This is a genomic window from Streptococcus sp. A34 (assembly GCF_043674115.1).
Classification (GTDB): Bacteria; Bacillota; Bacilli; order Lactobacillales; family Streptococcaceae; genus Streptococcus; species Streptococcus suis_V.
Genome location: NZ_JBIMJM010000049.1, coordinates 1 through 11,861 on the forward strand (window position 1 = coordinate 1; position 11,861 = coordinate 11,861).

Consider the following 11,861-nt stretch of genomic DNA (forward strand, 5'->3'; position numbering starts at 1 on the left):
TTCTGGCAAAAAGACCGACTATCAGACCAATAAACAGAAAAAGACAAACGCCTCTTAAGTGTTTGTCTTCAATCTGAGACAAACGCCTCTTAAGTGTTTGTCTTCAATCTGAAAGAACTCAACTGAAATAGTTGAGTTCTTTTATAATACTTCCTCCATCCGTATCTTCTGCGGTTTCAACCCTAGTTGCTCATAAAATGCGACTGCCTTCGTATTATCCGCCCAAACATCCAACGTTATATTGTAGCAATCACTTTCCTTGGCATAAGAAAGAGCAAAAGCATAGAGTTCCTTGCCAATTCCCTGACCGCGAACCTGCGATGACACACACAAATCATCGATGAAGAGCGTTTTTACAGGCTGTAATACCTGACTCTGGGCCTCTTGAATTTGGCAAAAGAGATGCCCAACTACCTGTCCCGCCGTTTCATAGACAAAAATTAGCTGGTCTGGATTTCCAATCATGGAAGTCAAGTCTGCCTGCGAATATTTTTGCCCACTTTCCCTAAAAATATCAGGTCTCCCCACATGATGAACCTGTAAAATCTCCTCAAGCAGGCTTTCCAGTGCTGGAATGTCCTGTAACTGAGCTGGTCTAATCATCTTTTTCCTCCTTCAAAAAAAAAATAATACAAATCGGTCCTAAGACCGATGAATATTCTGAAAATTCCTTTATACTATAAGTGTATCCTAAAATTTTTCATAAATCTCCTAAAAGTCAGTCCTCTGGGCTGATTTTTTGTGTTTAACGGATGATTTACAGAAAAATCCCCTTGTCCCGCAAATTGACCAGACATTCTTCCAAGTAAAATGCGTCATGCTCTGGATAAATAGGAATGGTCAGTGGAATTTCTTCAACCTCACTATAAGACGCTTCCTTCTTCCCACGATAGGTCGACTCCTGCCATTCGGCCGACACCTTGTAACCTCTATTCTCCATCTCCTGCATGTTCTTCTTATAATATTGAAACAATTTTATCGGAGAATGGGTAAAGACATAGTTGACCGTCGCATGAGGACGTCCCCAACCTGCACCTCGTAAGGCACAACATTTTCTATGCTGTCCCAACAATTGCTGGCGCGGAAGTACCGAAATTAAGTCTTGATGCCAAAGTTGCATTGGATCCCCCCCTGTTATGGCACAGACCAATACATGTCAAACCACTGGCCGCCGCCAAACTGTGACTGGGATGGTCCCATATCCTCAAAGCCATTACGCTCATAATAGTTGAGCAAATATTCCTTACAAGTTAAAGCAATCCCCTCCATATTTCTTGACCTTGCGACTTCTTTCAAGGCAGCCGTGAGTAGGGTACCAAGCCCCTGACCCTTGTAGGCATTGTCCACTGACAGGCTAGCAATGTGCAAGTATCGTCCTTTTAAGTCAGCAAAGTTTGTCAGCTCAAAAATAGCATCCGTCACCAACTTCTCTTCTGCAGGACAGGCTAACAAATAAGCCGCTACTTCTCCCTCGTGAATCATAACGAGACTGGACTGGCTACTATTTGTAGCATAAGCCGCCAAAACAGGCTCTGAAATCTGCTCCTCAGGAATAAAATTTTCCTGCTCCAGCCGCAAAATACCAGGCAAGTCACCCGGCTGTGCAAAACGAATTTCCATATAATTTCCTCCAATATCAAAAAAGGGACAATAAGTCCCACATATCATTGTACATTATGTGTCAAGTTTGACAAGAGACGCTCAAATGAATATTCATAGGACTGAATATCCCCTGCCCCCATAAAGACATAGACTGCATTGTCATGGTCCAAGAGTGGAGAAGTATTTTCAACCGTCACCAACCCACCTTTTTTCGTTATTTTAGCCGCCAAATCCTCTACCTTGACCTCACCGTTATCTGTCTCACGCGCTGATCCGTAAATCTGTGCCAAATAAACCGCATCAGCCCCATTCAAAGCCTCTGCAAATTCATCCAAAAGGGCAATGGTCCGCGTAAAGGTGTGCGGTTGGAAAATAGCCACCAATTCCTTGCTTGGGTACTTCTGACGGGCCGCATCAATGGTCGCAATGATTTCCGTTGGATGATGGGCGAAGTCATCAATGATAACCGTATCGTTGACAATTTTCTCCGTAAAACGACGCTTGACACCAGCAAAGGTCTTGAGGTGTTGAGCTACCAAGCTCAAATCAAAACCAGCAATATGGAGATTGGCAATAACCGCTGTCGCATTCATGACATTGTGCTTACCGAAGGTTGGAATTTGAAATTCACCCAATTCCTGGTCCTTGTAGCGCACCTTGAACTGCGAACCTGTGGTTGACGGACGCAAATCATAGGCTACAAAGTCATTCTCATCACCGAAACCATAGTAGTAAATCGGCGCATTGGCTGTAATCTTACGCAATTCCTCATCCTCACCATAGAGGAAAAGACCTTTTTTAACCTGCTTGGCATAGTCATTGAAGGCATTGAAGACATCCTCAAGGCTAGTGAAATAGTCCGGATGGTCAAAGTCAATGTTGGTGATAATGCTGTACTCTGGGTAATATGGAGCAAAATGACGCTCATACTCATCTGACTCAAAAACAAAGTATTGGGCATTGGCAGAACCACGACCTGTACCATCACCGATTAAGAATGAAGTATCCGTGATATTGCACATAACATGGGCCAAGAGACCTGTAGTTGACGTCTTACCGTGGGCACCAGCCACACCTAGGCTAGTAAATTCCTTCATGAATTGACCCAGGAACTCGTGGTAACGCTTGTAGCTGTAGCCTTTCGCATCCGCATAGGCGATTTCCACGTTATTGTCTGGACGGAAGGCATTACCAGCAATCAGCTCCACATCGGCAGTAATATTTTTTTCATCGAAGGGCAGGATAGGAATTCCAGCTTGCTCCAGCCCACGCTGGGTAAAGTAATACTTATCTACGTCACTTCCTTGAACTTTGTGGCCCATTTGGTGGAGCATAAGAGCCAGCGCACTCATGCCCGAACCCTTAATACCAATAAAATGATAGTTTTTTGTCATCTTAATCCTCTTCTATATGTGTCAAATTGAGTTCTTGAGCAACCTGCTTATCACGAAAGGCACGTCTTTCCGGATAATTGTAGACCTGACTTCTCTTGAGGAAATCAAAGGACTGGTTGCTTGATGTTTTTTCCTGCACCCGGTCCTCTTTTTTTAAAGAATAGACTTCTGGCAGATCTGCTAAAATATAGCTTTCTTGGCGCAAGCGGTCAGCTAGATTGGCCAGAAGATTGCCAGTCGCTTCCTTGCGAGGAGTAGGCTGGACAGTTGAAACTTTTTTAGGCTTGCTTCCGATAAAATCATCCTTCAAATAGCTAGCTGAACGTTTCTTTTTAATATCTTCTTTGGCTACTTCCCTGGCTAACTGCCCCTGGGTCTTCCTCTCCGCATGCCGGACCGGTCTGTGAAGATTTCGGTCTCGTCTGGAATAATGCGACCTCTTGGTAGCAAATAAAGGGGGCAAGAGCTCGCCTTCCGTCTGCTCTGGAACAGGCTTCACCGCTGGTTCCTGACTGCCACTGGCTTCAAACACCTTGTCCTGATAAGGTCCCTTAATATTTGAAATCAAATCGCTCTCCTCATAGAGAAGCATCTGAGGGCTGGCCTCAATCAGAGGCTCATTGTCTGAAATGATGGGAAATCGAGTATCTTCTCTTATCATAGCACATTCCTTTCAACTACTCATTATATCATAAAGGCACAGGGTTTTACCACACAAGAGGAAGTCTGCTTCAGATTGTCAGCCTTATTCTGTGATACCAAGAATGTCACGAATATCTTCAACCGTCAGACTTGAGCGACTTTCTTCGCCGTCCAGCACCGTCTTGACCAGATTTTTCTTACTTTCCTGCAGGGCAAGGATTTTTTCTTCAATCGTTCCCCTGGTAATCAATCGATAGCATTCGACCGTTTCTGTCTGCCCCATTCGGTGGGCCCGACTAATAGCCTGGGATTCCACCGCAGGATTCCACCAGAGGTCAACCAAAATGACTGTATCGGCACCGGTCAAGTTGAGCCCCACGCCACCTGCCTTGAGGGAAATGAGGAAGGCATCTCGGCTACCTGCGTTAAAGGCCTGGGTCATTTCTTGGCGCTGACTAGCAGGGGTCGAGCCGGTCAATTTGTAAGAGGTCAGGCCCAACTCATCCAGCTGCTGCTCAATCTTATCCAGCATAGTTCTAAACTGTGAAAAAATCAATACCCGATGCTCACCCTCTTTAAGCTGTTGCAGGAGCTCACTCAGGCTATTGAGCTTGCCACTTTCTCCGGTGAAATCATCCATAAACAGGCTGGGAGTGTCACAAATTTGGCGGAGACGGGTAATGCCTGATAGGATTTCAATCTTATTACGGTTAATCTGGGCATCATCTGCTCCCAACACCTTGGTCTGCATTTGCTGGAGTTGCCCCAGATAGATGACCTTTTGCTCATCTGTCAATTCATTTAGGACATTGACCTCAATCAAATCTGGCAATTCATCCAGAACCTCTTCCTTATGCCGTCTGAGGACAAAGGGCTGGATCATACGGGCAATTTCCTGGGAAGTCATCTTGCTAAATTCCTGCTTACCTGGCAGGAGGCCTGGTAGGACAATCTGGAAAATAGACCAAAGCTCAGTCAGGTGATTTTCAATAGGCGTACCAGACAGGGCAAAACAATTCCCTACCTCAAACTCTCTCAGAAGCTGGGCAATTTTTGACTGGGAATTTTTCATGACCTGGGCTTCATCCAAAATCAAATAATCAAATTGCTCTTCTTTATAGAGGTCAAAATCCTGTCTGAAGGATGGATAGGAAGTCACATAGACCTGATGGTCCTCATTGATAAGCTTTTCCCGGTGGTCCTTATTGCCATAGACCACTGCCACTTCCAAGTCCGGCGCAAATTTGGCACATTCTTCCTGCCAGTTATAAATCAAACTAGACGGAGTCAAAATCAAAACCTTGGAACTTGTCTTCAGATGGCCTGACAGGAAGGCAATAGTTTGCAGGGTCTTCCCTAGACCCATATCATCTGCCAGAATGCCCCCGAAACCATAATGGTTGAGCATGGAAAGCCATTTGACGCCTGTCTCTTGGTAATCCCGTAGTTGCTGATTAAGTGGCTGTTGGGGAAGAGGAAAGGTATCTGGTGCCGCCAAATGAGCCGCCATGGTTTGAAATTCTTCCGAAAAATGAACCTGGTCCAAGCCTGACAATTGCTGAGCCAATCGGAAACCATTCAAGGCATCCAAATGAAGGGTCTGCCCCTTTCCAAATTTAGCTCGGAGATTGGTCAGAGTCTGGCTGATGCGCAAGGCCTCTTCGTCGAAGACCAGCAACTTGCCACTTGGGCTGGTATAGTGGTCCTCCTGGTTTAAGAGGGCCTGGATAGCCTGATCCACCTCGGATTGATCAATGCCTGTCAAGTCAAAGGAAATGTCCAACAAGGAACCATTTTTCACGATTTCAAGACTTGGCTTGGCCTGAATAAGATTATTTTCTAACTGCTGGTCCAGGTAAACCTTACCCATTTTTTCCAACAGGGCTAGATGTTCCTTGTAGAAGGTATACCATTCGGTCTGGACCAAGGGCTGGCGGTAGGCCAGGAATTTTCCATGAAAGCCTGCTAGCTTGATCGCCTGGTGGACAGCTTCCAGATGTTGAAAATGACTTGTAAAAGGTAGTAAGTCCAGCTCCTCTTGCGAGGCAACCTTGCGACCTGAAAAATCCAAGACCAGCTGCAGGGTCAAGCGACCACTTGCCTCCATGCCCAGATGGAATTCCGGCTGAAAATCCTCAATGGCAAAGCGTTTGGGTGCCTTGACTTTCCCCAATTTTTGCAGTTCCAATAAACTAAGGGCCAATTTGCCCTGATCTTGAAAATCCACTTGAACCTTGCGTAGGCCTGATTCAGTCGGAACCAGATCATTGATCCGCATCAGCAGATTTTCCTGCTGGTGATTCAGGCTATAGATAGTACCATGTTTGAGTAGGTAACTTCCATAAAAGAGCTGGCGGACAGGCTCTTCATGAATCACCATTTCAATCATATCCATATGAACCGTTACTTCAAAACAAAAGAGACCGTCTTCTGGCGTTAGGTGTTTAATGGTCAACTGTGAGTAGCTGGTCTGCTGGTGGGTCAGTTGAAATTCATCCAAGTCCCCCAGTAATTCCAGCCCCTCCTCAAAGTGAGACTTGGGCAGGCGAAAATGACGACCGAAATGAACCAAGACTTCCGAGTCCAGGCGGGCTTTTTCAGGCACCAGGACCCATAAAAATTCCAGAAGAGCCTGACTTGCCGGGTCAAAATGATCAAAGGACACATGCTCAAAGTATTTTTTACCGATTTGATACTGGCCATTGGTTTTGACCACCTTCAAAAAGGCCCCAATATCGCGAATAATATAGTAACGCTGGTCTGGCAAACGACCGATTTTGAGGGTCCAGTCAATCTGGCGGTCATAGGCCAATAACTGCCCCTCCACAGCCAATTGGTATTGGATACCCAAATCAAGCGGAGGCGGTAAAATTTCATCCAAAAACAAGCCGCCAAAGTAGGTTCGCCTAGCGGTCTCCTTCTGATGGCTGCCCTCCTCCTTGAGGGTCTGACCAGCCTTATCATTCTTCAAAAAATACTCCGTAGCAGCCAAATGCTGGCAGTAGCCCTTGTTTTGAAATAGCAGACAGCTACAATTAAGCTCACTATCGTCATCACTATAGGAAAACAACTCCCCGGCAATTTCCAGTGTCATCTTACCCAGCTCGCTCTCAACGACTGTCAACTGACCCGATTCGTATAAATCAATTCCTTCCTGGCGAGTCCGCCCCGGCATCATCCTACTCATCCATGCTCCTATTCAACATTCATTCCTAACAAATATTATCTCTCCATTATAGCATAATTGAAACCGAATTTCCCTCCCCAGGGATCAAAAAAACACCAGCTCAAGCTGATGCTTTCTATTTCCTCTTCCAATAATAGTTGGTTGCGCGACACATCCTGACCAGGTATTTGCCAAGTCGCCAAAGCGAAAAGAGCGCAAGCCCAAGGAGGAAGGTTGCAAGAATCATATGGCCCAGATGAAAGTCTTTCAGCAACTTAGCTAGGCTAAAGAAACTGATAAAGGCAAGCAAGCCGACCAGGACCAGATGAAACAAGATTCCGAGCCAGCCCAACCAGTAACGACTGCCAAAGGGCGCCTGTTTTTCTGGCTCAAAATCTGGCAATTCCAAGAGCCACTCTCCAATCAATTCTGCTAAAAACTGCATAGCTAGTCCTTTCGTCACCTCTCATAGTAAAAGAGAGAAGGTTGCCCTCCTCTCCTCTTCGTTTATACAAGAAACAGTATTTACAAGTAAGGTAGATTTAGATGAGCGATAGTTTTTTTGCAAATCAAAACCGTTTTATGATGGAATACTGACTGTATTTCGAGAAAAACGAACGATGAGTGGCAGAAAACTAGCCTTAGCTAAAGATACTGAACTGTGAATACAGGTTCCGAGAATTACTGACGCACTTCCAAGAGTCCCAAATCGCCATCTTCACGTTTGTAAAGGACATTGGTAGTACCATCATTGGCATCTGTGTAGATAAAGAAGTCATGTCCAAGCAATTCTAATTGAAGAATTGCCTCCTCAATATCCATTGGTTTCAAATCAACTTGTTTTGTACGTACTACTTTTACTTCTTCTTCAGCCTGTTCAACTAACTCATCAGTAAAGACTTGACCAGTAGCAATTTTTTGACGGTGTTTTCTTTCAATTTTTGTCTTGTTACGACGGATTTGACGTTCAATCTTGTCTACGACAAGGTCGATTGAGCCATACATTTCTTGTGAAATGTCTTCTGCACGCAGGGTTACACCACCAACAGGGATGGTCACTTCAACCTTAGCACGCTTGTCACGGTAAACCTTCAAGTTTACCTTGGCATTCAACTCTTGGTCTGCACTAAAGTACTTCTCAATCTTAGCAACTTTCTCTTCTACATAGGCACGGAGTGCATCTGTAACTTCAAGGTTTTCTCCACGAATACTGAATTTAATCATATTAGTACCTCTTTCTTGGCTTTCGCCTTTCTTCACTATCATTATAACATATTTATAAAATATTGCAACCGTTTTCTCAACGTGAAAGTGAAAATGTTTTGATTTCTTTCTGACCAGTTTTCATGAAAAGTCCCGCAGCAAGCTGGATTGTGGCACCTGTTGTGTAAATATCGTCAACTAAAATTATTTTTTCTGGAAGCTCATCTTCCTCCAACAAATAAAAGACCTGTTCTGCATCAAGACGCTCCTCCCGACTTTTTGAAGACTGTTTCTGGCTATCAATTTTGCCCAGGAGCTCTTTATATGGAAGACCAGCCGCATCAAGTAGCCCCGTCACCTGATTGAAGCCTCGCTCCTCCAACCTCTCTGGACTAAGGGGAATGGGGACCAAGGTATAGTCCGAATAAGCTGACAGGGCTGCCTTGATTTGCTGGGCAAATACCTGTCTGAGCAGATAGTCCCCTTGAAACTTGTACTTGCTGAAATAATCTGCCATGGCTGGATTGTATTGGAAAATGGCCCTGTGGTCAATGTGTTTGCCCCTGGCCTGCCAGTGCCGACAATCACTGCAGATATCGGAAGTTCCTGACTTATAACAAGACGGACAGTGGAGCTCTGCTATTTCCTTAAAAGAAGCCTGACAGCTGGAACAAATCCCTAGCTTCTCCTGCTGGAAAAAGAGGATAGAGCTAAATGTGGTGCGGGTTCGCAGGCTTTCCGCACAGAGTAGGCAGTTAGACATAGCCGGCCTCCTTATTCATAAATTTGATTTCAGCGATTGCTTTTTCAATGGCACGGGTCGAACCCTCATGAAAAAAGAGGAGCAAGCCTGTGGGACGATCCATGGACCGTCCGACTCGACCTCCAATCTGCACCAAACTGGACGACGTATAGAGATAGTGGTTGGCCTGGACTACCATGACATCAACCATGGGAAAGGTCACACCTCGCTCCAGAATCGTTGTTGAAACCAGGATGGTAATGGTGCGGTCGCGAAAACCTTGAACAATCTCCAGTCGATTTTCCGTCTGACTAGAAACAAAACCGATTTTCTCATCAGGAAATTCTCTCTCCAAAATCGCTACAAATTCCTGGCCTTTGGAAATTTCTGGCAGAAAAATCAGCAAGGGAAAACTTGTTTTTCGCTGCTTTCTGATAGCTTGCTTGAGCTTGACAACCAGCTTGTTCTTTTTCAGGCTCTGGTCAAATTGGCTGAACCAGACCTTTTCTGGCACAATCAAGGGATTGCCGTGAAAGCGTCTGGGCAAACTGAGCCGTTCTAATTGGCCGGATTTTACCTTCCTATCCAGCTCATCCGTCGAGGTCGCTGTCAGGAAAACCTGGAGCCCGTCTGCTTTGACGGCATTGTCTACTGCCCGGTAGAGCATGGGATTGTCCGCATAGGGAAAGGCATCCACCTCATCGATTAAGACCAAATCAAAGGCCTGGTAGAACTTGAGCAACTGGTGGGTGGTAGCGACCACAAGCGGCGTCCGAAAATAAGGATCCGACTGGCCATGAAGGAGACTGATGGGAACAGCGAAATCTTGTTGCAGCCGCTTATAAAGCTCGATACAGACATCAATTCTGGGACTGGCCAGACAAACTGCTCCGCCCTGGTCAATGACTTGCGCTACTGCATGGTAAATCATCTCCGTCTTTCCAGCCCCCGTCACGGCATGAACCAAGGTCGGCCGCCTTTTTTCAATATTGGCACAGAGCCCGTTTGAAATCTTCTGCTGCCAATCAGTCAGCTGACCAGACCACTTGAGACAGGCATTTTCTGGGAAATCCTGCTGGGGAAAATAATAGAGTTCCTCATCTGACCGCACCCTGCCTAGCAGGATACATTCTCGGCAATAGTAGGCCCCGTTTGGTAAACGATGGCGGTCCGAAAATGCAGTCGAACAACGAAAACAAGCGCCCCCCTCTGTCATGCTAGGTAAGGTCTGAGCTGCTTGGCGCTCTTCAGCCGTCAATTGATACTTGGTAAACAGTCGTCCATAATAATTTTCTAGTTCTTTCATCACTTATTTATTCGGAAATTTTTGTCAGTTTTTGGAAAAACGTGTATAATTTTGGTATGAAAGAATTTAAGACCATTAAAGAAGACGGTATTGTCGAAGAAGAGATTAAGAAATCCCGCTTTATTTGCTTTATGAAACGGGTGACAACCGAGGAAGAGGCCAGGGAATTTATCAACGGTATTAAGAAAGAGCACTACAAGGCCAACCATAACTGCTCTGCCTTTATCCTTGGCGAAAATATGGAAATCAAGCGATCATCGGACGACGGCGAGCCTTCTGGTACAGCGGGTGTTCCCATGCTGACAGTGCTGGAAAATCATGAACTGACCAATGTCGCAGCGGTTGTGACCCGCTATTTTGGAGGTATCAAATTGGGTGCCGGTGGGCTGATTCGGGCTTATGCTGGGGCCGTGTCCAAGGCTGTCAAGGAAATCGGCATTGTTGAAGTCAAGGAGCAAAAAGGCATTTCTATCACCCTTTCCTATGCCCAGTACCAGGAGTTTGCCAACTGGCGGGCTGAGTTGGGACTGGAAGAACACGATACCCAATTTACAACGGAAGTTCAAACCATGATCTATGTTGACAAGGAACTGGTTGCGCCGACTCTGACCAGTCTGACCGAATTTTACCATGGCAAGGTCACAAGCCAAGAGACTGAGCCAAGAATTGTCAAAGTTCCTGTTCATTAAAAAAAGCTATCATGACGATAGTTTTTTTATATTATACATTGGCTGGGACTTGGTATATACTAGAAGTAACTATATTTGGAGGTATTAGCAATGGCTATTTATCAATCGATTACAGAACTTGTCGGAAAAACACCGATTATCAAACTCAATAACATTGTCCCTGAAGGTGCTGCGGATGTCTATGTCAAACTGGAGGCCTTCAACCCTGGTTCTTCTGTCAAAGACCGCATTGCTCTGGCAATGATTGAAGACGCTGAAAAGGCCGGCACTATCAAGCCTGGTGATACGATTGTTGAGCCTACTAGCGGAAATACTGGTATCGGTTTGGCTTGGGTTGGAGCTGCAAAAGGTTACAAGGTCATCATCGTCATGCCTGAAACCATGAGCATTGAGCGTCGTAAAATTATCCAAGCCTACGGAGCTGAGCTAGTTCTCACACCAGGTAGCGAGGGGATGAAGGGTGCCATTGCCAAGGCCAATGAAATCGCTGAAGCACAAAATGGCTGGGTACCTTTCCAATTTGCCAACCCGTCCAATCCAAAAGTTCATGAAGATACAACAGGACAAGAAATTTTGGAGGACTTTGGACCAACTGGTCTGGATGCATTTGTGTCAGGCGTGGGTACTGGTGGTACCGTCAGCGGTGTCTCTCATGTCCTCAAGGCAGCCAATCCCGATGTAAAAATTTACGCTGTGGAAGCAGATGAGTCTGCCGTCCTCTCTGGTGAAGCACCTGGTCCGCACAAGATTCAAGGAATTTCAGCTGGCTTCATCCCAGACACCCTGGATACCGCTGCCTACGATAGCATTGTCCGCGTCAAATCAGATGATGCTCTGACAACCGGCCGCGCTATCGGTGGACAGGAAGGTTTCCTGGTCGGCATTTCATCTGGCGCTGCTATTCATGCTGCGATTGAAGTCGCTAAGGAACTAGGAGCTGGCAAAAAAGTCTTGGCTATCCTGGCTGACAACGGTGAACGCTATCTGTCAACTACCCTCTATGAGTTTGAAAACTAATATACCAAAAGAGCCTGGATTTCCGGCTCTATAATTTCTGTAGTGGGTAAATCCACTGTAGAGATTATGTAGCCTTTTTGAGTGTATACAAAAAATCCCA

12 protein-coding genes are annotated in these 11,861 nt (G+C 45.6%); 2 read left to right on the forward strand and 10 right to left on the reverse strand.

Features of this window, described 5'->3' with window-relative positions:
* Window positions 1-141: 141 nt before the first annotated feature.
* From ACHBGV_RS09545 to ACHBGV_RS09590, 10 genes are all read right to left on the reverse strand, one after another.
* On the reverse strand, window positions 142-603 hold the full coding sequence (locus ACHBGV_RS09545; RefSeq protein ID WP_172094574.1) for a GNAT family N-acetyltransferase: 462 nt from the start codon (window positions 601-603) through the stop codon (window positions 142-144).
* Window positions 604-757: 154 nt separating this feature from the next.
* Complete coding sequence (locus ACHBGV_RS09550; RefSeq protein ID WP_257117466.1) at window positions 758-1,120, reverse strand: TIGR02328 family protein; 363 nt, start codon at window positions 1,118-1,120, stop codon at window positions 758-760.
* Window positions 1,121-1,134: 14 nt separating this feature from the next.
* Window positions 1,135-1,620, reverse strand: coding sequence for a GNAT family N-acetyltransferase (locus ACHBGV_RS09555; protein ID WP_394736214.1), 486 nt, complete (start codon window positions 1,618-1,620; stop codon window positions 1,135-1,137).
* A 44-nt stretch (window positions 1,621-1,664) separates the two neighbouring features.
* On the reverse strand, window positions 1,665-2,996 hold the full coding sequence (murC, locus tag ACHBGV_RS09560; RefSeq protein WP_105111241.1) for a UDP-N-acetylmuramate--L-alanine ligase: 1,332 nt from the start codon (window positions 2,994-2,996) through the stop codon (window positions 1,665-1,667).
* Between the two features lies 1 nt (window position 2,997).
* On the reverse strand, window positions 2,998-3,657 hold the full coding sequence (locus ACHBGV_RS09565) for a hypothetical protein (protein ID WP_394736215.1): 660 nt from the start codon (window positions 3,655-3,657) through the stop codon (window positions 2,998-3,000).
* 84 nt (window positions 3,658-3,741) lie between these two features.
* Complete coding sequence (locus ACHBGV_RS09570) at window positions 3,742-6,825, reverse strand: DEAD/DEAH box helicase (RefSeq protein WP_394736217.1); 3,084 nt, start codon at window positions 6,823-6,825, stop codon at window positions 3,742-3,744.
* Between the two features lie 115 nt (window positions 6,826-6,940).
* Window positions 6,941-7,267, reverse strand: coding sequence for a hypothetical protein (locus ACHBGV_RS09575; RefSeq protein ID WP_125265373.1), 327 nt, complete (start codon window positions 7,265-7,267; stop codon window positions 6,941-6,943).
* Window positions 7,268-7,485: 218 nt separating this feature from the next.
* Complete coding sequence (gene hpf, locus ACHBGV_RS09580; RefSeq protein ID WP_394736218.1) at window positions 7,486-8,028, reverse strand: ribosome hibernation-promoting factor, HPF/YfiA family; 543 nt, start codon at window positions 8,026-8,028, stop codon at window positions 7,486-7,488.
* Window positions 8,029-8,104: 76 nt separating this feature from the next.
* The gene (locus ACHBGV_RS09585) at window positions 8,105-8,770 is read right to left on the reverse strand and encodes a ComF family protein (protein ID WP_172063264.1); all 666 of its coding nucleotides are present in this window, start codon (window positions 8,768-8,770) and stop codon (window positions 8,105-8,107) included.
* Window positions 8,763-10,055 (reverse strand): DEAD/DEAH box helicase, encoded by a 1,293-nt coding sequence (locus tag ACHBGV_RS09590; RefSeq protein WP_394732075.1) that lies wholly within the window; start codon window positions 10,053-10,055, stop codon window positions 8,763-8,765. The genes ACHBGV_RS09585 and ACHBGV_RS09590 overlap by 8 nt, the downstream gene beginning before the upstream one ends.
* Before the next feature lie 56 nt (window positions 10,056-10,111).
* Between ACHBGV_RS09590 and ACHBGV_RS09595 the strand changes: the two genes are divergently transcribed.
* Both ACHBGV_RS09595 and cysK read left to right on the forward strand, forming a co-directional pair.
* Window positions 10,112-10,744, forward strand: coding sequence for a YigZ family protein (locus tag ACHBGV_RS09595; protein WP_394736220.1), 633 nt, complete (start codon window positions 10,112-10,114; stop codon window positions 10,742-10,744).
* Window positions 10,745-10,834: 90 nt separating this feature from the next.
* Window positions 10,835-11,761: a cysteine synthase A gene (cysK, locus tag ACHBGV_RS09600; protein WP_105111234.1), complete on the forward strand. Its 927-nt coding sequence runs from the start codon at window positions 10,835-10,837 to the stop codon at window positions 11,759-11,761.
* Window positions 11,762-11,861 lie beyond the last annotated feature (100 nt).

Excerpts from the sequence above, each read along its gene's own strand:
- ACHBGV_RS09590 (WP_394732075.1), bottom strand. The coding sequence starts at position 10,055 with ATGAAAGAACTAGAAAATTATTATGGACGACTGTTTACCAAGTATCAA.
- ACHBGV_RS09565 (WP_394736215.1), bottom strand. The coding sequence starts at position 3,657 with ATGATAAGAGAAGATACTCGATTTCCCATCATTTCAGACAATGAGCCT.
- ACHBGV_RS09570 (WP_394736217.1), bottom strand. The coding sequence starts at position 6,825 with ATGAGTAGGATGATGCCGGGGCGGACTCGCCAGGAAGGAATTGATTTA.
- ACHBGV_RS09550 (WP_257117466.1), bottom strand. The coding sequence starts at position 1,120 with ATGCAACTTTGGCATCAAGACTTAATTTCGGTACTTCCGCGCCAGCAA.
- ACHBGV_RS09545 (WP_172094574.1), bottom strand. The coding sequence starts at position 603 with ATGATTAGACCAGCTCAGTTACAGGACATTCCAGCACTGGAAAGCCTG.
- ACHBGV_RS09595 (WP_394736220.1), top strand. The coding sequence starts at position 10,112 with ATGAAAGAATTTAAGACCATTAAAGAAGACGGTATTGTCGAAGAAGAG.
- hpf (WP_394736218.1), bottom strand. The coding sequence starts at position 8,028 with ATGATTAAATTCAGTATTCGTGGAGAAAACCTTGAAGTTACAGATGCA.
- ACHBGV_RS09555 (WP_394736214.1), bottom strand. The coding sequence starts at position 1,620 with ATGGAAATTCGTTTTGCACAGCCGGGTGACTTGCCTGGTATTTTGCGG.
- cysK (WP_105111234.1), top strand. The coding sequence starts at position 10,835 with ATGGCTATTTATCAATCGATTACAGAACTTGTCGGAAAAACACCGATT.
- murC (WP_105111241.1), bottom strand. The coding sequence starts at position 2,996 with ATGACAAAAAACTATCATTTTATTGGTATTAAGGGTTCGGGCATGAGT.
- ACHBGV_RS09585 (WP_172063264.1), bottom strand. The coding sequence starts at position 8,770 with ATGTCTAACTGCCTACTCTGTGCGGAAAGCCTGCGAACCCGCACCACA.